Below are 21377 nucleotides of genomic sequence, written 5' to 3' on the forward strand. Positions count from 1 at the left end.
AATTTTTCTCGGTTTCAGGCGGCACGAAGAGGCGGCTTCGGGCACACAGGCGGTCAGGACCTCCCCTCTTCTTTCAGCCGCTATCACCCGACGATGCCGAGAACCAGGAGACTAGAGCTTGAGGTGGAGCGGGCTTAGGACGATTCTGGTCGAAATCGATCCTTCCGTGCCAAATACGGGAATTGACGTGAGCGCAGCCGTCGCCTCGAAGCCCTCATCGTCCCCCTGCCGGAACCGCAGGTCGGCACTCTAGGGATTGTCGACGTCCTTGCCGCCACGGGTATGCTCTGACGGGAACACCGCTGAGTATTTTCAGGTCGGGATGCCAGGATCGAGTAACCAACCCGTAGATCGTGTCGATCTCTCGGCCAATGCGGGGAAATGACCGTCGAGGTTCGCGGCCGCTCTCGCAATCGGTTGGACAACAGGAACGGCAACGCGCGCAAGATGATGTCCAGCCTCACTTTCCTCGAATGCGACGGGTGGGGCGCGGCGGAGTGTGGGGCCACGAAAGCGGGAGACGCGTGGCGCCTCCCGCCGTTCTGGCTATAGGGAAGCGGGACCTGCGGACCGGCCAAGGACTTCCTCATCGTTCTGCGGCAACTGACCGTTCGGGGTCATCTTGTCCACCGCGTCCGGGATCGATGTCGAAAGGCGCCTCAACAGTTCATTGTAATCCAGGCCGGTCTTTGCGGCCAACTCCTGAAGGGTATCCTTGCCGATCGACGATTCGACCTGTTCGGGCGAGATGCCTTGAGACGGCTTCTCGGCGCTTACCCAGGAGTCTGCCGCCTCCTGGTTTCCACCGTTCTTGAAAGCATCGACAAGTTCTCCCACGCCTTTGCTGAGCGAACCTTCCTCGGAGCCGCCGAACATCTTGCCGAGTTCGCCGAGAATACCGCCGCTGTTCTGCGCGCCCGCCTTTGCATCCTGAAAGATCTGGCCAAGCTTATCGCGGTTCTGGTAGCCAGCGACCGCGAGCAGCCCCAATAGCGCCGCGAGCGACGGCATGGTGTTGCGAGATGAAGCCATTGTCGGTTCCTTTCTGCTTGGTGAGCTCTTAAGCGCGCCGGGCGACGGCGCCCCATACGAGCAATACAATCACGGCGCCGACGATGGCGCCGATGAACCCGGCGCCCTGGTTGGCGTTGTACCACCCCAATGCCTGCCCCAGATAGGAGGCCACGAAAGCCCCCACAATGCCCAAGATTGTCGTCAGGACGAAGCCTTTCGGCTCGTTTTCGCCGGGCACGATGAGCTTCGCCACGATCCCGGCGGCAAAGCCAATGATGATGGTCCAGATTATACCCATTCCAGAAGTCCCTCGTTTAAGCAGGCGGCGTGAACGCAAGCCTGCTGATTGCATCCGCGGGCTCCGAGGCTCCCGTCTTTTGGAAACAACAAAAGGGGCATGAGAAAATCACACATAGCGCCGCCCTGCAAGAAGCAGCCTTATGTCTTTTGCCGGCTCTCGCAACCAATAGCGAAGGTCGCCGTTCAGTTCGGCCGCCCGAATCTGCATGAGCATGTGAGCGATGGCCGAATGCGTCGAAGGCTTCCCCCTGCGTCACGCCGGGACGCCCGCCGAAGTCGGCGCGCTCGTCGCCGCAATCCAAGGGCACAAGAGCCGCGGAACCGGCATTCTGAACAACGAGAGCGGCGTGTCGCACGTTTCAACGATGTCAGCGAATGGATCGTATCGGAGGTTCCCTCTATGCGCATCGTTTCCGGTAACTCTGGGAACGGCCCGCGCGCGACTTTTTAGGAGAAGATTGCCAGGGTAAAGGCGCAGTTCAATCCGCAGAACGTCGAGGTCGGCATCCGCAAGCTGATCTTCCTGGCCCGCAACAATGCCGATGGTGCGCCATCTGATCCAGAAGGTGGTGATCGGCAAGACACCGGGTCATCAGCCGGCAACATGGTGCACGGCTCGACTGCCAGCGTCATGGCATCTATGGAGGTGCTCGAGCTGATGGAGCGTCAGTTCATCGTAGCCGCAGAACGATCTGACGGAGAAGCTAGACTCTGGCGAGACCGACACGGAGGCCAAAAACAAAAGCTCCTCGACGCTTAGCCAACGCCTCACCCTCTCCTCCGGTCGCTTCGCCATGATTGACAACGGCCTTGGCTTCCAGCTCGTCCCCTGGTCGCGCGAACTCGACCGCAAGCTCGGCCAGCACGTCGCCGGCGTCGCCAGGGAGAGCGGCAGCATCGAGTGGTCGATCGGCCGCAAACGCGACCTCGGCCTTTACGAGTCGGCTAGACCACCGCCATTGAGGGGAATGACCCTATCGGTCTCTGAGATCACGCTTCGCCGATGGGTGATCGCGAGCACGGTCACATCCGGCGAGAGCATGCGGATATGTTCCATGATGTCGCGCTCGGTCGTCTCATCGAGCGCCGAGCTGGCCTCGTCGAGAAAGAGGATCGCTGGATCGCCGTAGAGCGCGCGGGCGATGGCGATGCGCTGACGCTCGCCGCCCGATAGCTTCAGGCCTCGTTCGCCAACCGTCGTCTCGAGGCCCTCGGGCAGAGCCTCGATGAAGGACAGGATCGCCGCCTTCTCGGCCGCCCGGCGCAAGCGTTTCTCATCGCGCGCCCGGCCGAGCAGAATGTTGTCAGCCAGGCTCTCGTTGAGCAGCACGACCTCCTGCGGCACGACGGCAACCGCGCTGTACCAGTCTGCCTGGTCGATGGTCGCTAGATCGACGCCATCGACGAGGATGCGCCCCTGATCCGGTTCGATCGATTTCAGCGCTAGCCTGAAGATCGTAGACTTGCCGGAGCCGGTCTCGCCGACGAGGAAAGTGATGGCACCGCGCTCGGCGGTGAAGTCGATATCCTTCACACCACGCCTGTTGCCATAGGCGTAGCTGACACGCTCGGCGACGATGCGGCCCTCGGTCGGCACGAAGCTCGGCGCATGCGACACCTGCCGCTCCTCGGGGGCCGCCCACATGGTTGCGAGTGGGACGAGGGCCGCCCGCGAGCGCGCCACGTCATCGATGGCGTGAGCGATCATCTCGAAGGGCATGTTGAGCTGCAGCAGCAGCGTGTTGAACAGGACGATGTCGCCGATGGTCAGCGCGCCGGCCTCGTAACGCGGCAAGAGTAGCCAGAGGGTGACGGCGAACTGGATGGTGAGCCCCACCCCTAGCACAGCGATGTAGCCGAGACGCTGCAGCACATAGGCGCGCCAGTTGTCGCGCACTTCTTCGGCCTGCGCCGTGAAGCGCCGGCTCATCCAGCCATGGCTGCCGAAATGCCGCAGCGTCTCCATGGCATTCATGGCGTTGCCGACGAAGCGGGCATTCTCCTGGCCGGCCTCAATAGCCTTGTCGAGGAAGACGTGGGCCCCACGCGCGGAGATGAGTGTGAGGGTGACGGCGGCGACGCCGTAAACCACGACGATTGCCGTCACCTCGATGTTGATCAACGCACCAAGGGTGGCGAGCGTGAGCAGGATCTGCGTTGCGCCGGGGATGAAAACGATGAGGCCGAGCTGCACCAGCGTCGTCAGCGCCTCGCGTCCACGCGCGCTCGCATTCTGGATCTCGGCCGGGTTGTGCTCGACAAAGAAGGTACTGGTCTTCTTCAGGATGCGTTCAAAGAAGCGCGTACCGCTGATGAAGCCGAGATTCTCCGCGCTCATGAAAGAGAGGTACTGCATCATGTGCTGCAGCGCCGACGAGAGCCCCAGGAGCACGGCATAGGCCACGAATCCCCAGGCGAGTATCCGCAGGAAGCCCTCCTGCGGCAAACGATCGATCAGCCGCGAGAAGAGAAAGGGCCCGGCGACGCTCGCAACGCTGGAGAGCAAGACGACCACGGCGACGAGGAACAGCATCCAGCGGTCGGACTTCCAGTACGCGCGGAGGATTTCGGAGATCGGAGCGAGAACGGCAGGTTTGGTCATTGGTCGGCACTGATCGCGTTCGGGGACAGTCAGACTCTTGACCGCCGAACGACGCGGAGCCTTTTGGTGGACATGCCTTGCTGGGGAAAGAACTGTGCCACCCGGCTGCTGGGTATATCAAGTTAGTTAGTATCTGGGATTAAGATAGATGTCCGTTTCCCATGGCTGAGTTGGAACTCCCGTTACGACCGCTTCGCCATTCCGTCCGCAGGCTCGGCGGCTTCCGGTCCAGCTCTTGTCCTCTCCACAATCAGCGTCCGTTGGAAGTCCACCAGCAGATCGCGAATGAAAAGCTACCTGCGTGCGATCATAAGCCGAATCGAAGTTGGGGACCGGACTATCAAAATCAATGGCCGCATTGCGGACCTTGCTGAATGTGATTTGGCGCCTGAGGGAACAGGTAGGCTGATTTGGTTTCGCCTGAAATCCCGTTACAGTCTGAATTCATCGGTGGTCCCAAGGGTTTACTACGATGACTCCTGCCGCTTCGAAGGGGCTGGTGTCGCGCGTCGCTACGATAAATCCCTTGGAGGCGGCAATGGCGGCAATATATCCGTCGGGCGTCGGGAATCGCTTCCCGGCCGCTCGCGCCGCCATCGCTAGGTCGGCATAATGCCGAGCAGCGCCGATGTCGAAGGGCAGCACGCGATGGCCAAACAGTTCGAGCACGCCGTCAAGCGTTTCGGTCAGAGCCTGCTCGCGCCGCCCGTCAGGCAACGCACCGATACCAAACAACAGCTCGGCTAGCGTCACACTGGACAGATATAGGGTTTCAGCGACCTGCTCGTTCAACCATGAGCGCACAGCCGGATCGGGTTCTGGTTTCATCGCCTCGGAGACGACATTCGTATCCAAGACGATCATTCAAACCTCATTGGTTCCGCCGGCGCCCCATCACGTAGCTGGTCAAACACTGCGAAGTCATCATTGGTCAGTCCCAGCCGCCGGCCGAGCTCCGCCAAGGCATCTCCTATACGAACGCGCTGCTCGGGCTTCACTACACTTTCCAAAATCTCACGGACTTCCGCTTCGGTGCTGCGGCCGCGCATCGCCGCGCGCACGCGCAAAGCGCGGTGCACCTCATCGGGCACGTTCCGAACTGTCAGGATAGCCATAGTCAAACCCTCGCACTCGCCTTCAATGACAGCAATATAATCGTTATGCAGTCATCTCGCAAGTTTTCAGCGAGTGACCTTTGCGACTCCGTAAGGGGCAGCCGCTCAAACAATCAAGCAATCGCCGGGATATCGAATAGGACAAGGGTCGCGGCTCAGCCACTAATCACAATGGAGGCAATCGCGCAGCTGCACCGTTCCAGCCGATACATTACGCGATTTTCGAAGCACAGAACGGGGACATCATCTACAGCGCGCTTCTAGTCTCGTGGAGGTAGGGCTGCTCTCGACCATCCTCTGCCGTTCCGGGGCGCGCCAGAAGGGAAATCGTGACCCATATCCGATTGGGGCCGGCAACAGGTGAGGATTGAGCGTTGATCTTCCCCCGCCACCGGCAATGCACGCCGACATTGCTCTCCTGACGCATTTTGGTCCCCCTAACTTCGATGTTTCTGTTACACTCTATTCCTAACCGGGGACTCGAAATGACTTCCGACAATTTGCCTGAACAGGTCGACCGACTTCTCGACAATGCCGATCTGGCGGAAGCTCTCGAAAACAAACAATTCAAACGATTTCTCGATCAAGTACCGATCGCTCTCGTCCTCTCTAAAATCGGCTCTCGGGGAGACCGAATTATCTACGCCAACCCAGAGTTCGAGCGCCTTTCAGGATTGGCCGCGTCGGAGGTTGAGAACAAGGATTGGGGCGTGCTTGAAGCAGAACCTGCCGTCGCGCAGGAAATGTCATCGCTCGGTCAAGCCATTGTGATCCAGACCGACCACGTCGGAACCTTCAAAAGAAGTACTGGGGACACGACGTCCATCATGGACGTCTATTCAAGTGTGGTCGAAGATGACGGGGGAACGCCGTGTTTCCGCCTGGTCGCACTTGTGGATGTGACCGAGCACCGGCAGGCCGAGCGCGAGGAGTTCGAAAACCGTATCAAAGAGCAGGATCTCCTGCTTCGGGAGCTGCAACACCGTGTGAAGAACAACCTTCAGATGATCACGGCACTAATCCGCCTCGAAGCACGCAGCAATCCGGCCCCAGACACGAGGTCCTTCGAAAGGTTGGCCGGGCGGATTGAAGCCCTCACCACCCTGTATCAAGCCCTGGCAAAGGGAGAGAGCCCTCAGAAGGTGGATCTTGGCGTCTATATCGGTCAGATCGCATCCGCCGTCATGGCGTCGAACGCTTGCGATGGGGTCAGCCTTGACATGAAAATTGACCCATATCCCGTTTCGATTAACGTCGCCATGCCAACGGGCCTGGTCGTCAACGAACTGCTCACTAACGCGCTCAAGCATGCTTTCACGGGGCGCGAAGAAGGGGTAATCACTTTGCGAAGCACTTTCGGGGATGATGGTTATCGTGTGATCGTTGCGGACGACGGAATAGGTCTGCCCGAAGGGGAAATCTGGCCCAAACACGGCAAGCTTGGCGAGTTGATCGTGCAATCGCTGCGCGAAAACTCTAAAGCTGATTTCCAGATGATCTCCGCTCCGGGTCGGGGCACACGCGCAACGATAAGTTTCAGACACAGCTCTCCCTAACTTTTTTGGTCGTGGCAGAGATACCAGGACCTATCCCAAACCCCGTTTCACGATGGTTGGAGCCTGGTTGGGCAGCGACTGGATCGAATTCGTGCGTTACCCGCGCGAGGCGTTTTTGGGGGCGGCGGATGCAACCAGGCGATCACTACTCACGGGCGCTTCGGATTATCCCCGACCCGCTGTTGGATTTTTTTGAGCCATTTGCGGTCAAATGACCCGCGTCCTAACAGACTTGATTCTGATCAATGTGGATGATCCGTGGCGCAGCTATCGGCCGTCTTCTCGACATCAGGCTGTGCGAATGTAGTGATGTCTGGTGAAAATCTCACTCTGCCTACCACTTGCATTAACGACAATCGTCTAACGTCGGGTCATGGATAAGGACATCACGCGACTAGCTGAACTATTCGAGTCCTCCCCTGTTCTCGCGGCGGTCTACGACGAGTTTGACCGACTTCGTTACGCGAACACGGCGTTTCGAGCGGCGTACTTCATCGAGCCGGATGAGACACCCTTTTGGCCCGATCTGATGCGGCGGAATTTTCATGCCAAACGCGGGACTGTTATCCACGCTGCAGACTTTGAAGAGTGGCTGATCGCGACCCAGTCTCGCCGCGGGAAGGTTGGCTTCAGAGCCTTTGAAACCGATCTGATCGACGGACGTTGGCTGTGGATGACCGAGACGGTCCAGAAAGACGGATGGATGCTTTGTGTTGCCAGCGATGTGACGGGCTTAAGGGCCAAGACGCGCACCGTCCGGCAGGACCGGGATCTGGCGATAAAAGCCTCCTATACCGACGAATTGACGGGCGTTGCCAATCGCCGCTTCGTCACCGCGCGAATCGAAGACATGTTGCACCCGCGAGGGGACGATGACACGCCGCTAGGCTGCCTTTGCGTCCTCGACATCGACCGCTTCAAGAGCGTCAACGACCAGTATGGCCATCAGATCGGCGACCTGGTGCTCAGAGACTTTGCAAAGAGGGTCCATCGCCTGGTCCGGCGCACCGACTGCTTCGGACGTATCGGCGGAGAGGAGTTCGTGCTCACACTTCCAGCCACTCCCGTCGGGCAGGCACACTTGATCGTCGATCGGATGCTCGCCTCCGTGCGCAAATCCAGGCCATTGCCGGAGCATCCGGACTTCCGATACACATTCTCGGCAGGCATTGCGTGCGCCCAGTCCGGGGATACGGCTATTAGCCTCTATGCCCGCGCAGACCGGGCACTTTACATGGCAAAGCTTGGTGGCCGCGATCGTATTCACACAGACGATTCGCCTGCCGATCGATCCGCCAATGCCGGATGATGTGAAGGAGGGGCCGGTGCAGCGACCAACAAGGTGGTCACCACCGCCGTCAGGTGGAGATTTGACGACCGGACTACGGGGAGGTATCCGCGCAGCCGCCGCATTACAGTCGGCTACTGGCGTGTTCGACATTTCACTGGCCGTGTACTTTAGGCGCTCTGACACCGCGAAACACACCAAGGGCCGCTCCAAGCGTGCCGCCAGCGACCAGCCCTGCAGAACCGCCAGCAAGGAACGCAATCAGACAGTTGAGGAAAACAGTCCCTTCACCGGAATCCGGCAGGAGAATGATTGCGGCGACGAGACCGATCAGACCACCGATCGCTCCAAATGCAATTGCAAACAGCGTCACGGACTCCGAAGGATCGATCTGCCGGTCCGGCAGCTCTTTCTGCATCGAATTTGACCTCTCCGTGGGAGAGCGGCTGTCCACGCGTTCATCCCTGCTCGGCATTGGATCCTCCGGGATGGAGTTTCGGTTCATCGTTATCTTCCGATCGGGAACGCTGATACCTGCTCACAGTTCCTTCTACTGCCATTGGTGCCTCGTCCGCCTCGTCGTCCAACAAGACCCTTTCTGCGGCCCCGTCGAGATCATCATATTGCCCGGAACGAAGCGACCAGAGAAATGCCAGGAGGCCTACCGCGCCCATCGCCAAGGCAATCGGTATGAGAACAGCGAGGTAGTTCATTTCGCTGCCCTGGCTGGTTCTCTCGCACGGAAGCTGCGGCCGTACTTCCCGACCCGTGCCCCGAGGCGCAGTGCGTTTCCGACGACGATGATCGAGGACAAGGACATCGCAATTGCAGCAGCGAGCGGCGTGACCTGTCCGGCAATCGCGAACGGCACACTGACGAGATTGTAAGCGACCGCCATCCCGAAATTCTGGCGGATCAGCGCATCGGCTCGAGACGCCGTCTGCATGATGTCCCGGACAGCCATCAGGCTGTGCCCCAGGAATACGAAGTCGGACGCGCTCCGGCCGATATCCGTGGCCGATGCAGGCGCGATCGACACATGCGCGGCCGCCAGCGCAGGCGCGTCGTTGAGCCCGTCGCCGATCATCAGCACCTTGCGCCCGGCGGCGGACAACGACCGGATGGCCTCCACCTTTTCACCTGGAAGCAGCTCGGCCGAAAACTCCCCGATGTCCAACTGTCTGGCAACGGACGAAACCGCAGGATGGTTATCTCCCGAAACCATGCTCACTGAAAGGCCAGCCGAGCGCAGCGTCTGGACAAGCTCGCGAGCGCCGGGACGGATGGAGTCCTCGAATGCGAAAACCGCTATCGTTTCGCCGTCCTTCGACAACACGGTTGTCGACGACGTGCCGATTTCGATGGGCGGCGCGAAAGACGCCCATGAAGGGCGCCCGAGGCGATAGACCGCGTCCCCTGCCCGCCCCACGATCCCGCACCCATGGGTCTCCTTGAGACTGTCGAACGTCACGGGAGATGACTGACGACCGGCGCTGGCGGCGGCAATAGCAACGGACGCGGGTTGCCGCGAGACCCTCGCCATCTCGGCTGCCAAGGACAGGAGCCGGGGCTGAATATCGCCCGCGTTAACCAGGCGCATATCGCCAAGGGTCAGCGTTCCGGTCTTGTCGAGGAGTACGGTATCGATCTCGTTCAACCGCTCGAATGCGGATCCGTCACGAGCCATGATGCCGCGTTCAAAAAGGCGCCGCCCCGCCACCACCTGCACCATCGGAACGGCAAGCCCAAGGGCGCAGGGGCAGGTTATGATCAGCACAGCGATGGCAATGGTGACGGACTTGTGGAGGTCTCCGGTTCCATAGAGCCATGCGAGCATGGAAAGGAGCGCGACGCCATGCACGACGGGCGAATACAATCCGGCCGCGCGATCAGCGATGCGGCGATAGCTGGAGCGCTCGCTCTCGGCCGCCTCCATCATGCGGGTCATCTCGGCCAGGAAGGAACCGTCGGCGGATGCGGTCGCAATCAGTGTCAGCGGATTGGCGAGGTTCATCACACCCGCCTGCAGCGCGCTTCCAGGCTCGGCACGCTTCCACCGGCTCTCCCCCGAAACGAGCGAGCAATCGAGCTCCGAGGCGCCTTTGACGACAACGCCGTCGACGGGCACACGTTCGCCGGCGGTGACGAGCAGATGCATGCCCGGCTTGACCTCGGAAAGCGGGACGTAGTCAATAGTGCCGTCTGCCCGGATGACACTGGAGCCCCTTGGCGCGAGCCTTGAAAGCGCTCCCACCGCGGAACGCGCCCTGCCCCGCATCAGATGGTCCAGCGTTCGCCCTGCCAGCAGAACGAACAGCAAGGAGGTGCTCGCGTCGAAATAGGCATAGGGTGCGTTGTGGAGGGTGTCATAGACGCTCAAGGCGAAGGCGAGGAGAACGCCGACGCCGCGACCATGCCGCAGCGCCGCCCACGCCGAGCGATAGAAGATCCTGCCTGAATAAATGACTGCCGGCAGAGCGAGCGCTGCCGAAACCATATGGAAGGCGTGGCGGGTCTCGGGATCGGCCCCTGACCAGACCGAAACCGAGAGGATCATGATGTTCATCGCCGAGAAACCGGCGACCGCCAGCGCCTTCAAAAGCGAGGAAAGCACCGGATTCTGCGTGTCCTCCTCGATGGAGGCCAGATGCGAGGCATAGCCGATATTCGCAAGCGCGGCGGCGAAATCCGGGCTCTCGCCGTCATTGCCGCGCCAATTGATGGTGACACGCCGGGTGGACAGGTTTACTCGGGCAAGCTCGACGCCAGGGGTTTTCCCGAGAGTGCCTTCGACGGCAGCAATACATGCGGCGCAATGAACATCGGGCAACGTCAATATGGTTTGCCGAAGGCCGTCACCGAGGTCACGGCTCGCGAGCCGGATCTCCTCAGCGCGCGCGGTCTTCCGACCCGCCTTCTCGGCGACTGGAACGGCGATGTCCGGGCAGCAGGACATGCTATCGCACCGCTTTGTAGGCATGCCAGGTTGCATGGCCCAGCAAGGGGAAGATCACGACCAGCCCGACCAGACCCGTGGCGACACTGACCAGGAACAGCCCCAGCACGATCGCACCCCAGACGAGCATCGGCCTGAGATTGTTCCAGACGAGCGCGACGCTGATGCCCATTGCCGTGAAAGCATCGATGCGCTGGTCGAGCAGCATCGGGATGGAGAACACGCTTATGGCGAAGGAAAATCCGGCGAAAAGGGCGCCGACGAAAATGCCGACCGCGAGCATGGCCCATCCGATGGGCGACATCAGCAGCAGTTGCGTGACATGCCCGAGGCCTGGAAACGGCCGCACGCCGAAAAATAGCGCATAGATGAGCACAGCCGCTCGCATCCAGAGCAGCATGAGCATGCAGAGCAGAAGCCCGGTAAAGAACACCTGGGCGCCGGCCACCGGTCTGACGCGGAGCATGCTCCCGAGACTGACCGGCTCGGATCGCTCAAGGCGCGAGCTCTTCAGATAAAGCCCCGTCGCGAGGAGCGGGGCGATGATCATGAAGCCTGCAATGGCGGGGAACAGGAAATAGTCGCGTCCGGTGGCGAACAGCAGCCAAATGATCAGGAAGGAAACGACAAAAACGGCTACCCCGTAGCTCAGGCTGAGCATCGGGTAAGTGATCAGGTCACGCCAACCTTTCGCGAGCCACTCAAAGGGTGCCTGGGCCGGCAGATGGCGTTGCCATTTCGGATTCCAGGTCTCCTCTATGCCTGAGACCTCGCCTACCCATCGCTGTAATTTTCCAGTCCCGGACATATGTCTCTCCACGGGTACACCATGACGTTAGCAGGATGATTTCGCGGCCCTGTACTGTCCCGGCGCCGACCCCGTCTGCTTCAGGTGAGCGACGCATCCGGGAGCGCTGTCGATGGCGACGTAAAGCATGTGGGCGTTCGCTCCGAGGAAAATGGCCGCAGCGACGAGGCCCCACCAGGCCAGCCACGATCTGCTTCGTCTGGGCGCGACTTTCGTCATCACGGCTTTTCCACGCCCAGAGAATTCACATAGAGCGCCAATATCTTGATCTCCGTGGGTGTCAGCCGCTCGTCCCATGTCGGCATATGACCCTGGCGCCCGCCATGCACGGACTCAATGATACTCTGCATCGTGCCGCCATAGATCCAATAAGCGTCGGTCAGGTTGGGAGCGCCGACCTCCCGACTGCCTTTCGCGTCTTCGCCGTGGCAGGCGGCACAAGTGGCGAGGAACACTTCTCTGCCCGCCTCGATCCGGCCAATGTTCTCCGGCGTGGAGTGTCCCGGATTGGTCAGCGAATAAACATAGGCGGCGACGTCACGGACCTGATTGCGTTCGAGCATCTGCTCACGTCCGAAAGAGGGCATTTGCGCAACGCGGGTTTCAGGGTGCCGTGTGTTGATGCCGACCCTGAGGGTCTGTTCGATATCCTGCGGTCCGCCGCCCCAAAGCCAGTCGTCGTCGGTCAGATCCGGATAGTTGCTCCGGCCCTTTCCGTCGACGCCGTGGCAAACGGCGCAGTTGTCGCCGAAGAGTTGATGGCCGGTGGAACGGACCGTCGCCATCAACTGCTCGTCCGCCCTTATCTGCTCGTAGGAGAGCGTGTCGATCCTCTTCTCCCAAACCGCCCTGGCTGCAGCGGCGGCAGTGAGCTTCTCTTCGACGACGTTGCGCTCGTCGATTCCGAGCAGACCCTTGGTATAGGTGGTGCCGAGCGGCCACGTCGGCAGCAGCACCCACCAGATCAGCGCAAAGACGTGAGTGACGACCAGGAAAAGCAGCACGCCTCGGGGAACCGGCGTGTCGAGCTCCTTGATGCCGTTCCACTCATGTCCGGTGGTCTTCCTGCCGCTGATCGGATCGACTTCCTCTACGTCCATGGCTGGTCGTCCTCGTCGAGAATGCCCCTCTTGGCACGATCGAAGCGTTCGCGGTTAGCCGGCCAGAACGTGTATACGAGCACGCAGATCGAGAATCCGATGAGATAGAAGAGCCCCCAGGTCTTCGCTGCCTCCACCAATGTCTCGTGTGTAACGTCCATGACGACCTTGTCCTTCCTTGTCAATCGCCTGGATCGGGTACCTGTTCCGGCGCCGCGGTATTCTGGTATGCCGCATTGGTGAGCCGTCCAAGGACCTGCAGATAGGCGACGAGCGCATCCATCTCCGTGACCCGCGTTGCCACCCCGTCGAAGGCGCTGACCTGCGTCTCCTCTCCATAGCGTTCGGTGACACCCGATGCCTGTTCGCTGTCGGGCACCGCCTGACCGAAGGCATCGCGTGCGGCGTTCTCGATCATTTCGTCGGTATAGGGCACTCCGACACTCCGCTGCGCCTCCAAATGAGAGCCTAGGTCGTCCAGCCGTAGCAGCGTTCTAGCCAACCAGGCATAGGCCGGCATGTTGGACTCCGGCACGACGTCACGCGGATTAGTGAGATGGGCTACATGCCAGAAATCGGAATACTTGCCCCCTACCCTGGCAAGGTCCGGTCCGGTTCGCTTCGACCCCCAGAGCATGGGGTGGTCGTACTTGGACTCGACCGCCAGCGAGAAGGGGCCGTAGCGCTCGACTTCGTCCCGCAGCGTCCGGATCATTTGGCTGTGGCAGGCATAGCAGCCCTCGCGAATGTAGATGTTGCGGCCGGCGAGCTCCAGCGGCGTATAGAGCCTCATGTCCTCGACGTCCTCGACGGTCTCGTCGATGGTGAACAGCGGAGCGATCTCGACGATCCCGCCGACACTGGCCGCCAATATGATCGCCAGCACGAAACCGATCGCCGTTCGCTCCAGCTTTCGATGAAGGAGTTCGCGCATGTCGTTACTCCGCCGGTCCCGTCGCCGCGCCTTCCGGCATCGGTGGGCCGACCGGAACATCGTCGTGCCGTTCAGCCAGCACGGGAACGCCGCGTACGGTCATCCAGATGTTGTAGGTGGCGACAACGGCTCCGATCAGGAACAGCAGGCCGCCGAATGCGCGGGCGATATAGTAGGGGTACATCGCCACGAGGGAATCCACGAAGGAATAGGCGAGTGTCCCCTCCCCGGTATAGGTCCGCCACATCAGGCCCTGGATGATGCCCGAGTTCCACATCGCGAAGACGTAGATGACGGTGCCTGCGAAGGCGAGCCAGAAATGGACCTCGACAAGGGCTGCCGAATACATCCTCTCGCGCTTCCAGATCGCGGGCACGAGCGTGTAGAGCGAGCCGTAGGTGATCAACGCGACCCAGCCCAGAGCCCCCGCATGGACATGGCCGACGGTCCAGTCGGTATAGTGCGACAGCGAGTTGACGGGACGCACCGCAAGGAACGATCCCTCGAAGGTCGAGAGGCCGTAGAAGAAAGCCGCCATCATGATGAAGCGCAGCGTCGCGTCGTCACGTACCTTGTGCCACGCGCCGTTGAGCGTCAGCAGGGCGTTGCCGGCCGATGCCCATGAGGGCACCAGCAGCATTACGGAGAACGTCATTCCGAGGTTCTGTACCCAGTGCGGCAAGGCCGTGTAGTGCAGATGATGGGACCCCGCCCACATGTAAAAGAAGGTTATGCCCCAAAAGCTGAGGATCGACAGACGGTAGGAAAAGATCGGCCGCTCGGCACGCTTCGGCAAATAATAGTAGAGCATCGCCAGGAAGCCGGCCGTCAGGAAGAAGGCGACGGCATTGTGCCCATACCACCATTGTACCATCGAGTCCTGGACGCCTGCCCAGATCGTGTAGCTCTTGGCATGTCCGAGGGAGACCGGAACCGTAAGGTTGTTGACGATGTGCAGGATCGCCACCACCACTATGAAAGCCATGTAGTACCAGTTGGCGACATAGATGTGCGGCTCCCTGCGGCGCGCCAGGGTGCGGATGTAAAGGACGAAATAGGTGACCCAGACAATGACGAGCCAAAGATCGGCGTACCATTCCGCCTCGGCGTATTCCTTCGACTGCGTCACACCCATGAAATAGCCGGTCACGGCCAGGATACAGAAAAGATTGTAGCCGAAGAGCACGAACCACGGGCTGAATTGGTCTGCCAGCCGGGCGCGGGAGGTCCTTTGTACGACATGGAAAGAGGTCGCAATGAGAGCGTTGCCGCCGAACCCAAAAATCACGCCGGTCGTATGGGCAGGTCTGATCCGCCCGAAGCTGGCCCATGCGGTGTCGAAGTTCAGGCTCGGCCATGCAAGCTGGGCTGCGGCCCAGACGCCGATGAACATTCCGAAGATCGCCCAGAGCAATGTGAACCAGACGCCAACCTTGATCGGATCGTCGTAATAGCGGGAGATGCGCGCTGGATCAGGGGGCGGGCCGAAGGATGTCGACATGATCAGGTACAGCAAAGCAAGGCTATAGAGCAGAACAATCGCGCCGTGAACTCCAAGGGGATCCACCCGGCCGGCGGCAGCCATGGCAATACCGATCACCGCCAGGATCACCAACGTGGCCGCCGCCAGCTCCCGTTCTCTGGTCGTCAACTGCCCCATGAAGTCGCTCCGTCATCATCCACAGTGCAAGGGGAGCATCTATCTTCCTTAGATACATTTCAAGGCAATAACCGAGGCTTTGCGCTCTGAATAGGCAAACTCGCCTCCGATGATGCGGACAACCTGAAAGTTCTGCTGGATTCAGGAACGCCGGGGCAACGGCGTTCCAGTCGATACATTAGGCGATCTTTTGAGCAAGGAAGATACATTCTGTTTTCAAGTGTCACTCGAGGGCAAACGGAGGTATTGCGGCCACCGCCTCGCGCCTATAGGTTTTCGCCCATCGTCCATCGCTGAATTCTGGAGATCAAATCATGGCGAACGGCACAGTCAAATTCTTCAACAACGACAAGGGGTTCGGCTTCATCACGCCCGAAAATGGTGGAAGCGACGTATTCGTCCATATTTCCGCAGTGCAGGATGGCGCTCTGCGCGACGGCCAGCGCGTCAGCTACGACTTGGGTCAGGATCGCAAGACCGGCAAATCCAAGGCAGAAAACGTCCGCGTGCTTTAATACATTCTCCGAGCGCCTGGCACACCCTGGCGCTCGTACCTCCCTTATCACGCGGATCTAGCGTCCTAACTGACTTCAGCGCCGCGGTAGCTTTGGAAATCACGGTCTTGAAGGGTGTCGAACCGCGGACCCTGTTTGTCAGAGGCTGGCAGTCGTAAGCGAGATCGGCCAAATGCGTGCCGCGACGCCCGGCCGCGTCTGATTAAGCCGGCACCATCATCGTTCTCGACTAGAGCTCCACGGTAGATCGCACCGTGAAAAGCCCTGCGCGGACGGCGTGGACATCAAGGTCAGCAATCCGGCCGGCATCCCGGCCGACTTCGTCCCCTCCATCAAGGCATTGGTTTCGATACCAATTGCACAGTCACTTCATGCGACTGACGGAACCTTGAACGCCCCTTTTGCTGGACCGGACCCTGACACCTGTTAGCGCGATCAGGCGCCGCCGCCCGCGGGTCCTCTCATAGGCAAGCGCGTCCGCGGCTCCGCAATAGCCCGGTATAGGGGTCGGTGAAAAAAGTGTGGCCTGGCGGGACGGGTTGACGCATTGGTGTCCAAACAGCGCATCGCCCGATTTTTCGGCTGAAGTCCAACCGCCCACAATAAGACGTGTTTCCCGGACGACGAACCATGCTGAACTTCATCGCTTTCGCCCCTTTGCACTTCGAGCTGCGGGGAAACCGAAGGTCCGTAGGCTGCAGCTTCCCCTCGCGAATCTGAGGGGAACGAGGAACCCAGTCTAGAACGGCCGGTTTGCACTCAACTCTACTATTCACCGATAATGTGATGTCTTCGGCACGACCGCCATGTTACGAGGCCTCTGAACAACGCAATGAGATGCCCCAATGCTTCCCTGGATTCACCTTGATCGCGCGACCATTCCCGGTGATGTCGGCGAGCTGCGCCTGAAGCAGCGCGGCAGCGAATTTTCGATCATGCTCGGCTCGACGGAGCTCATGAACAGTAGGCTAAGCGGCTCGGAAGAGGCACTGGCAGCGCTTAGCTGCGAGCGGATTGCGGGCCGGAAAAACACCAGCATGCTCGTTGGCGGCCTCGGCATGGGGTTTACATTACGGGCCGCTCTGAGCGTTCTTCCTCAAGACGCCCATGTCGTTGTCGCCGAACTCGTTCCCGCTGTCGTCAAATGGGCGCGCGGACCTTTGGCAGATCTCCACGACGGCACACTCGACGATCCACGTGTCGATATCCATCTCGGTGACGTCGGCGTGCTCATCCGGTCGAAGAAGGCCGCATATGATGCGATTCTGCTTGATGTCGATAACGGCCCCGATGGGCTGACGCGCACCTCCAACGACAATTTATATAGCCATGACGGTCTTCGGGCCGCCAAAACTGCCCTCCGCTCGAACGGTGTGCTTGCCGTTTGGTCATCCGCGCCGGATCGCGCTTTCACGCGCCGATTGCGTGAGGTTGGCTTCGCCACCGACGAAGTGAGCATGCGCGCCAACAGTAAGAACGGTGGTGCCCGCCATGTATTGTGGATTGCGACCAGGCGCTAGCACCAGCTCCATAACATCATAGTCAGGACGACGACTTCAAGAACTCTAGAGACAACCAGCTTTCCGAAAGCCTACCATGCTTCACGGATATCCGACGAGCCAGCTCGAGCAGCACGTCAGGCGGAACGCGCATCGTGACGGCACATCGATAGAGTCGATAGTCGGACGTTATGGCGACGTCTGATACAGCCCCCTGTTCCGATGAGGGGGCGCTCGGTGGTTCGCTCATGATCTAGGCCCGGCACGGAGCCAGGTTTGGAAACGTGGCGACAAGTAGAACCAATGCACAATCGCGATAAGATGTTTCATCATTTCCGGTTCTTGAGATCCAATGTCTGAAGTCGATTGGCTAAGTCATCTCCTGCAAATCGTCACTGTAACCGGTCAGCTCGAGGTCCGCTGTGCGTATGGCGCGCCATGGCGCGTTGCCTGGGGCGAGGCCGCGGCGAACGAAATCCCCTATCACATCATAGTCAAGGGCCGCGCCATTATCGAGGATCCGGAGACGCGAACAGCGCGAGAGCTGGTGAGTGGAGATATCGTGCTCTTGCCTCACGGTGCTGCGCATGTGCTGCACGACGGTAGTGGGCAAACACCTATCCGTACCCGGCAACACCGGGGGTCTGGCGGATGGATGCTGAGCGAGAACGATAGCCAGGGCGAGCAACTCGATCTGTTGTGTGGTCGATTTTTCATCGCGCCGCCCCATGATCGACTGATCCGCAACTACATGCCCGAAAATCTGGTGACGCGGGCTCTGAACGGTGATGAAGAAGATGGATTGGGCTCCGCCTCCAACCAGTTGGCCAGCCTGGTGAGGCTGATGCGAATGGAGTCTTCCAGGGACAAAGCGGGAGGGCGTGCCATCCTCAACGCACTTTCTTCGGCCCTATTCACCCTGGTATTGCGCGCGGCAAGCGAAGCAGACAGCGCACCCGAAGGGTTGTTGGCCCTGGCCGGCCATCCGCGCCTGGCTCCGGCAATTGCGGCGATGTTCGCCGATCCAACGCGGTCTTGGAAACTTCCTGAATTGGCGGACCTGTGCAGCATGTCGCGCGCTACGTTTATGAGGCATTTTCAAGCCCGGCTAGGCTGCTCCGCCCTTGATCTGTTGACCGATCTGCGCATGAGTCTGGCCGCCAACGAATTGAAAAAGCCAGCGATCAGCACAGAGGCTGTGGCCGACATAGTTGGATATCAATCTGTTTCGGCATTCCGGCGTGTGTTTGCCGAAAGGATGGGGATGACGCCCGGGGAGTGGCGCCGACTGGCGCACAATCGCGCGTAGCGTCGGGCCCCTCCAGACTTATATGGTAATGCTTGATCCTTTCGAGCATCATATTGAGCTAATTCAGTCTCGAAATTTTCACCCTTGGTCGTAAATTCGGTTCCGTAATCACTTGATGAGGAGCCACCCAATGAACTGCATCAGCATCGCCCCTGCACCCCAGCCTTCCCATTCGCCCACGAGGCCGGTGGCGACGAACGCCGTCATCGACACAATCCTGAGCCGCAGCGCCGCCAAGTACTACGACCCAGCCGCCACCTTGAGCGACGATCAGATTCGCGACCTGGTGCAGATCGGCACGTCCGCGCCAACATCCTTCCACCTGCAGAACTGGCGGTTCATCGCAGTCCGCACAGCCGAGGCCAAGGCCCGGTTACGTCCGATCGCCTGGAATCAGCCCGCGATCACCGACGCCGCCGTTACCTTCATCATCATCGGCCAGTTGGCCGATGCGAGCACCGTCCCTGCGCGTCTGGCGCCGGTGGTGGAAGCCGGCATCATGCCGGCGCACCTGGTGCCGGAATGGGAAGCACCCGCTCGCGGCCTCTATGATGATCAGCCCCAGAGGCAGCACGACGAGGCCGTACGTTCTGCGACCTTTGGCGCCGCGGCGATTATCTATGCGGCCCGCTCACTCGGCTTGGGTTCGACGCCGATGATCGGGTTCGACGACGAAGCCGTGCACCGCGAGTTCGGCCTCGCCGACGACGAAATCCCGGTGATGCTGCTGACCGTAGGGCCAGAGCGCGCCGGCAACTGGCCGCAGAAGCCGCGCATGCCCGTGGCCGACGTGCTGGACTTCGCATAACTCTCAATCAATCCAGAAACTTATGGAGTTTAAGATGCCAAGAGCTGCTGCTCTGAGGCCGGAACAAGTGCCGGCTGCTTCTCAACCGACCCTCGATGCGTTCACCAGGAGCATCGGGTTCACCCCAAATATGATGGCGACCTTCGCGGCGAGCCCGATCGCGTTCAACGCATGGGCCGCACTGCTGGGCGCCCTGAGCAAGGCGCTCGACGTGAAAACGCGTGACAGCATCGGCCTCGCCGTTTCCGAAGTGAATGGCTGCGACTACTGCCTGACGGTTCACAGCTTCACGGCCGAGCATATGGCCAGGTTGCCGGCAGATGACATCATTCTCGCTCGCAAGGGCCATGCCCGCGATCCGAAGCGGGATGCCGCCGTCCAGTTTGCACGCAAAGTCATCGAGACCCGCGGCAAGGTCGCCGACGCCGATGTGAAAGCCGTCCGCGATGCGGGTTACACGGATGCGAACGTCATCGAGATTGTAGCGCTGGTCGCGATGTACTCCCTGACGAACTTTTTCAATAACGCGTTCGACCCGGAAAAGGACTTTCCCGCCGTAACGCCGGCCGGCTCGATCTGAGCTTTGTCCCGTCGCAACCTCTCGAAGTCATTGGGATCGATCATGAACATTCTCCATATTGATAGCAGTCCGCGTCGAGAATCGCATAGCCGAGAGCTTTCGGCTGCGATCGTCGAGAAGCTTCTCGAGGTTGCCGGGGCAAACATCAGCCGGCGTGATCTGGGGACCGAACCCTTGCCCACGCCGTGGCCGATTATGCGGTCGCGCTATCGACGCCGGCCACATTGGCGGCCCCTCCGAAGGTTTCTCTGGATGTTGCCGAAGCGCTTATCCGGGAAGTCGAAGCGGCCGATGTGATTGTCATCGGAACGCCCATGCACAATTTCACCATTCCCTCGGTCCTCGAGGCGTGGATCGACCAGACCCTGCGCGACGGTCGCACGATGAAGTCGACGCCGGCCGGGAAGGTGGGAATGCTCCGGGACCGCCCGGTTTTATCGGCGTCGCTTCCGGCGGCGTCTTTACCGGTGACCGAGCAAACTAACCCGATTTTCTTACGCCGTATCTGTAGCCGGCACTCAGCTCGGTCGGGCTGAAGACCCAGCCGCCATGCCCGCCTGCTGGGCGGAGTGTCGACTGGAACACTCTGAGGGCGCGCCGCAAGCTCTTGGCACGCCCGCATCTTAACCCTCCGACCTCCGCCGGACCGTGAACACGAGGCCTTCAGATGATTTTACCAACCATTACGCTTCCCCAAATCGGCGACAGGATCACCGACAAATCAGCGCCGCCCGATGACAGCGCCGTCCGCGAATGGATCAGAGCAGAGGCATTCGAGCATTGGGCCGAATTGCGGAGCTGGATCGACGAATTCTACCCTGGAGTATTCGCGCCGGACTGGCTCTACGGTGGCAAGAACCGCGGTTGGTCCTTGCGCTACAAGAAGACCAAGGCGTTCTGCACCCTGGTGCCGGGATACCGGCGCTTTTCGGCTGTCGTGGTCATGGGCAGAGCAGAACGAGAGAAGTTCGAGGAGCGGCGTTATGTCTGGCGTCCGCAATTGTTCAAGCTCTACGATGAAGCGAAAACCTACATTGACGGGAAATGGCTGACCGTTGCCATCTCATCGCCAGACGATCTGCATGATGTGACGGATCTTTTGACGATGAAGCGCCCGCCACCGTCGCGCGGTTGAATGTCACGGGGATCCTGGGTTCCGCAAAATCGGTGCGGTGGTCCCAGGAATCCGAGCAGATGTCTCGTCGGCATCACACAGCAATTCGACATCAAGGTCGTCGCGGAAAGGCGTCGAACCGATAGCTCGCTGCGCGAGAGATCGAAAAGGCTTTCCGCGCCTGCCATTTATCCTGAACCAACAAATGACTGAGGAGAC

Annotated in this window: 23 protein-coding genes and 1 pseudogene; 10 read left to right on the forward strand and 14 right to left on the reverse strand. The window is 60.2% G+C overall.

Annotated features, from left to right (window positions below; all coding sequences use genetic code 11):
* Window positions 1-546: 546 nt before the first annotated feature.
* Window positions 547-1032, reverse strand: a complete 486-nt coding sequence (locus tag ILFOPFJJ_RS29230) for a YidB family protein (RefSeq protein WP_173514022.1) — start codon at window positions 1030-1032, stop codon at window positions 547-549.
* Between the two features lie 28 nt (window positions 1033-1060).
* Window positions 1061-1312 carry a GlsB/YeaQ/YmgE family stress response membrane protein gene (locus ILFOPFJJ_RS29235; protein ID WP_046796937.1) on the reverse strand — a complete coding sequence of 84 codons (252 nt, stop codon included), beginning with the start codon at window positions 1310-1312 and terminating at the stop codon, window positions 1061-1063.
* Window positions 1313-2015: 703 nt separating this feature from the next.
* Between ILFOPFJJ_RS29235 and ILFOPFJJ_RS29240 the strand changes: the two are divergent.
* Window positions 2016-2249 (forward strand): annotated as a pseudogene (locus ILFOPFJJ_RS29240) (DUF3363 domain-containing protein); the annotation flags it as partial.
* On the opposite strand, the gene ILFOPFJJ_RS29245 reads toward ILFOPFJJ_RS29240, so the two are convergent.
* From ILFOPFJJ_RS29245 to ILFOPFJJ_RS29255, 3 genes are all read right to left on the reverse strand, one after another.
* A complete protein-coding gene (locus ILFOPFJJ_RS29245) occupies window positions 2249-3916 on the reverse strand; it encodes an ABC transporter ATP-binding protein (protein WP_173514023.1) in 1668 nt (555 codons plus the stop codon). The pseudogene ILFOPFJJ_RS29240 and the gene ILFOPFJJ_RS29245 sit on opposite strands and share 1 nt — an antisense overlap.
* Before the next feature lie 444 nt (window positions 3917-4360).
* A complete protein-coding gene (locus tag ILFOPFJJ_RS29250; protein ID WP_173514024.1) occupies window positions 4361-4780 on the reverse strand; it encodes a type II toxin-antitoxin system VapC family toxin in 420 nt (139 codons plus the stop codon).
* Window positions 4777-5031 (reverse strand): FitA-like ribbon-helix-helix domain-containing protein, encoded by a 255-nt coding sequence (locus tag ILFOPFJJ_RS29255; RefSeq protein ID WP_173514025.1) that lies wholly within the window; start codon window positions 5029-5031, stop codon window positions 4777-4779. Before ILFOPFJJ_RS29255 ends, ILFOPFJJ_RS29250 begins: the two co-directional genes overlap by 4 nt.
* Before the next feature lie 485 nt (window positions 5032-5516).
* Here ILFOPFJJ_RS29255 and ILFOPFJJ_RS29260 point away from each other — a divergent pair, with 485 nt between their 5' ends.
* Both ILFOPFJJ_RS29260 and ILFOPFJJ_RS29265 read left to right on the forward strand, forming a co-directional pair.
* On the forward strand, window positions 5517-6587 hold the full coding sequence (locus tag ILFOPFJJ_RS29260) for a sensor histidine kinase (protein WP_173514026.1): 1071 nt from the start codon (window positions 5517-5519) through the stop codon (window positions 6585-6587).
* Between the two features lie 373 nt (window positions 6588-6960).
* A complete protein-coding gene (locus ILFOPFJJ_RS29265) occupies window positions 6961-7896 on the forward strand; it encodes a sensor domain-containing diguanylate cyclase (protein ID WP_173514027.1) in 936 nt (311 codons plus the stop codon).
* Between the two features lie 133 nt (window positions 7897-8029).
* Here the strand turns inward: ILFOPFJJ_RS29265 and ILFOPFJJ_RS29270 are convergent, their stop codons facing one another.
* The 9 genes from ILFOPFJJ_RS29270 to ccoN are packed head-to-tail and all read right to left on the reverse strand — an operon-like array spanning window position 8030 to window position 15333.
* Window positions 8030-8350: a hypothetical protein gene (locus ILFOPFJJ_RS29270; protein WP_173514028.1), complete on the reverse strand. Its 321-nt coding sequence runs from the start codon at window positions 8348-8350 to the stop codon at window positions 8030-8032.
* Window positions 8334-8588 carry a cbb3-type cytochrome oxidase assembly protein CcoS gene (ccoS, locus tag ILFOPFJJ_RS29275; RefSeq protein WP_173514029.1) on the reverse strand — a complete coding sequence of 85 codons (255 nt, stop codon included), beginning with the start codon at window positions 8586-8588 and terminating at the stop codon, window positions 8334-8336. Before ccoS ends, ILFOPFJJ_RS29270 begins: the two co-directional genes overlap by 17 nt.
* Complete coding sequence (locus tag ILFOPFJJ_RS29280; protein WP_173514030.1) at window positions 8585-10831, reverse strand: cation-translocating P-type ATPase; 2247 nt, start codon at window positions 10829-10831, stop codon at window positions 8585-8587. Before ILFOPFJJ_RS29280 ends, ccoS begins: the two co-directional genes overlap by 4 nt.
* Before the next feature lies 1 nt (window position 10832).
* A complete protein-coding gene (locus ILFOPFJJ_RS29285; protein WP_173514031.1) occupies window positions 10833-11639 on the reverse strand; it encodes a DUF2189 domain-containing protein in 807 nt (268 codons plus the stop codon).
* 27 nt (window positions 11640-11666) lie between these two features.
* On the reverse strand, window positions 11667-11858 hold the full coding sequence (locus ILFOPFJJ_RS29290; protein ID WP_173514032.1) for a hypothetical protein: 192 nt from the start codon (window positions 11856-11858) through the stop codon (window positions 11667-11669).
* Window positions 11858-12739: a cytochrome-c oxidase, cbb3-type subunit III gene (gene ccoP / locus ILFOPFJJ_RS29295; protein WP_173514033.1), complete on the reverse strand. Its 882-nt coding sequence runs from the start codon at window positions 12737-12739 to the stop codon at window positions 11858-11860. Before ccoP ends, ILFOPFJJ_RS29290 begins: the two co-directional genes overlap by 1 nt.
* Window positions 12730-12900 carry a cbb3-type cytochrome c oxidase subunit 3 gene (locus ILFOPFJJ_RS29300; protein ID WP_173514034.1) on the reverse strand — a complete coding sequence of 57 codons (171 nt, stop codon included), beginning with the start codon at window positions 12898-12900 and terminating at the stop codon, window positions 12730-12732. The genes ccoP and ILFOPFJJ_RS29300 overlap by 10 nt, the downstream gene beginning before the upstream one ends.
* Window positions 12901-12920: 20 nt before the next feature.
* A complete protein-coding gene (gene ccoO / locus ILFOPFJJ_RS29305; protein WP_173514035.1) occupies window positions 12921-13673 on the reverse strand; it encodes a cytochrome-c oxidase, cbb3-type subunit II in 753 nt (250 codons plus the stop codon).
* Between the two features lie 4 nt (window positions 13674-13677).
* Complete coding sequence (gene ccoN / locus ILFOPFJJ_RS29310; protein WP_173514036.1) at window positions 13678-15333, reverse strand: cytochrome-c oxidase, cbb3-type subunit I; 1656 nt, start codon at window positions 15331-15333, stop codon at window positions 13678-13680.
* 314 nt (window positions 15334-15647) lie between these two features.
* On the opposite strand from ccoN, the gene ILFOPFJJ_RS29315 reads away from it, so the two are divergent.
* The 7 genes from ILFOPFJJ_RS29315 (at window position 15648) to ILFOPFJJ_RS29345 (ending at window position 21179) form a co-directional block, all read left to right on the forward strand.
* Window positions 15648-15848 carry a cold-shock protein gene (locus ILFOPFJJ_RS29315; RefSeq protein ID WP_173514037.1) on the forward strand — a complete coding sequence of 67 codons (201 nt, stop codon included), beginning with the start codon at window positions 15648-15650 and terminating at the stop codon, window positions 15846-15848.
* A gap of 845 nt (window positions 15849-16693) precedes the next feature.
* Window positions 16694-17368, forward strand: coding sequence for a spermine/spermidine synthase domain-containing protein (locus ILFOPFJJ_RS29320; RefSeq protein ID WP_173514038.1), 675 nt, complete (start codon window positions 16694-16696; stop codon window positions 17366-17368).
* Between the two features lie 331 nt (window positions 17369-17699).
* Window positions 17700-18656 carry an AraC family transcriptional regulator gene (locus tag ILFOPFJJ_RS29325; RefSeq protein WP_173514039.1) on the forward strand — a complete coding sequence of 319 codons (957 nt, stop codon included), beginning with the start codon at window positions 17700-17702 and terminating at the stop codon, window positions 18654-18656.
* 130 nt (window positions 18657-18786) lie between these two features.
* A complete protein-coding gene (locus ILFOPFJJ_RS29330) occupies window positions 18787-19464 on the forward strand; it encodes a nitroreductase family protein (protein WP_246299890.1) in 678 nt (225 codons plus the stop codon).
* A 34-nt stretch (window positions 19465-19498) separates the two neighbouring features.
* Window positions 19499-20044 carry a carboxymuconolactone decarboxylase family protein gene (locus tag ILFOPFJJ_RS29335; RefSeq protein ID WP_173514040.1) on the forward strand — a complete coding sequence of 182 codons (546 nt, stop codon included), beginning with the start codon at window positions 19499-19501 and terminating at the stop codon, window positions 20042-20044.
* A 185-nt stretch (window positions 20045-20229) separates the two neighbouring features.
* On the forward strand, window positions 20230-20580 hold the full coding sequence (locus tag ILFOPFJJ_RS36070) for an NAD(P)H-dependent oxidoreductase (protein ID WP_312032749.1): 351 nt from the start codon (window positions 20230-20232) through the stop codon (window positions 20578-20580).
* A gap of 131 nt (window positions 20581-20711) precedes the next feature.
* A complete protein-coding gene (locus tag ILFOPFJJ_RS29345) occupies window positions 20712-21179 on the forward strand; it encodes a DUF3788 domain-containing protein (RefSeq protein WP_173514041.1) in 468 nt (155 codons plus the stop codon).
* The last annotated feature ends 198 nt before the right edge of the window (window positions 21180-21377 follow it).

The sequence above is a fragment of the Sinorhizobium psoraleae genome (assembly GCF_013283645.1).
In the GTDB taxonomy this organism is placed as follows: Bacteria; Pseudomonadota; Alphaproteobacteria; order Rhizobiales; family Rhizobiaceae; genus Sinorhizobium; species Sinorhizobium psoraleae.

Coding starts and splice junctions, on each gene's coding strand:
- ccoP (WP_173514033.1), bottom strand. CDS start 12,739: ATGGACGTAGAGGAAGTCGATCCGATCAGCGGCAGGAAGACCACCGGA.
- ILFOPFJJ_RS29230 (WP_173514022.1), bottom strand. CDS start 1,032: ATGGCTTCATCTCGCAACACCATGCCGTCGCTCGCGGCGCTATTGGGG.
- ccoS (WP_173514029.1), bottom strand. CDS start 8,588: ATGAACTACCTCGCTGTTCTCATACCGATTGCCTTGGCGATGGGCGCG.
- ccoO (WP_173514035.1), bottom strand. CDS start 13,673: ATGCGCGAACTCCTTCATCGAAAGCTGGAGCGAACGGCGATCGGTTTC.
- ILFOPFJJ_RS29285 (WP_173514031.1), bottom strand. CDS start 11,639: ATGTCCGGGACTGGAAAATTACAGCGATGGGTAGGCGAGGTCTCAGGC.
- ILFOPFJJ_RS29315 (WP_173514037.1), top strand. CDS start 15,648: ATGGCGAACGGCACAGTCAAATTCTTCAACAACGACAAGGGGTTCGGC.
- ccoN (WP_173514036.1), bottom strand. CDS start 15,333: ATGGGGCAGTTGACGACCAGAGAACGGGAGCTGGCGGCGGCCACGTTG.
- ILFOPFJJ_RS29290 (WP_173514032.1), bottom strand. CDS start 11,858: ATGACGAAAGTCGCGCCCAGACGAAGCAGATCGTGGCTGGCCTGGTGG.
- ILFOPFJJ_RS29270 (WP_173514028.1), bottom strand. CDS start 8,350: ATGCCGAGCAGGGATGAACGCGTGGACAGCCGCTCTCCCACGGAGAGG.
- ILFOPFJJ_RS29250 (WP_173514024.1), bottom strand. CDS start 4,780: ATGATCGTCTTGGATACGAATGTCGTCTCCGAGGCGATGAAACCAGAA.
- ILFOPFJJ_RS29345 (WP_173514041.1), top strand. CDS start 20,712: ATGATTTTACCAACCATTACGCTTCCCCAAATCGGCGACAGGATCACC.
- ILFOPFJJ_RS29260 (WP_173514026.1), top strand. CDS start 5,517: ATGACTTCCGACAATTTGCCTGAACAGGTCGACCGACTTCTCGACAAT.
- ILFOPFJJ_RS29255 (WP_173514025.1), bottom strand. CDS start 5,031: ATGGCTATCCTGACAGTTCGGAACGTGCCCGATGAGGTGCACCGCGCT.
- ILFOPFJJ_RS29235 (WP_046796937.1), bottom strand. CDS start 1,312: ATGGGTATAATCTGGACCATCATCATTGGCTTTGCCGCCGGGATCGTG.
- ILFOPFJJ_RS29280 (WP_173514030.1), bottom strand. CDS start 10,831: ATGTCCTGCTGCCCGGACATCGCCGTTCCAGTCGCCGAGAAGGCGGGT.
- ILFOPFJJ_RS29245 (WP_173514023.1), bottom strand. CDS start 3,916: ATGACCAAACCTGCCGTTCTCGCTCCGATCTCCGAAATCCTCCGCGCG.
- ILFOPFJJ_RS29300 (WP_173514034.1), bottom strand. CDS start 12,900: ATGGACGTTACACACGAGACATTGGTGGAGGCAGCGAAGACCTGGGGG.
- ILFOPFJJ_RS29335 (WP_173514040.1), top strand. CDS start 19,499: ATGCCAAGAGCTGCTGCTCTGAGGCCGGAACAAGTGCCGGCTGCTTCT.
- ILFOPFJJ_RS29320 (WP_173514038.1), top strand. CDS start 16,694: ATGCTTCCCTGGATTCACCTTGATCGCGCGACCATTCCCGGTGATGTC.
- ILFOPFJJ_RS29265 (WP_173514027.1), top strand. CDS start 6,961: ATGGATAAGGACATCACGCGACTAGCTGAACTATTCGAGTCCTCCCCT.
- ILFOPFJJ_RS29325 (WP_173514039.1), top strand. CDS start 17,700: ATGTCTGAAGTCGATTGGCTAAGTCATCTCCTGCAAATCGTCACTGTA.
- ILFOPFJJ_RS29330 (WP_246299890.1), top strand. CDS start 18,787: ATGAACTGCATCAGCATCGCCCCTGCACCCCAGCCTTCCCATTCGCCC.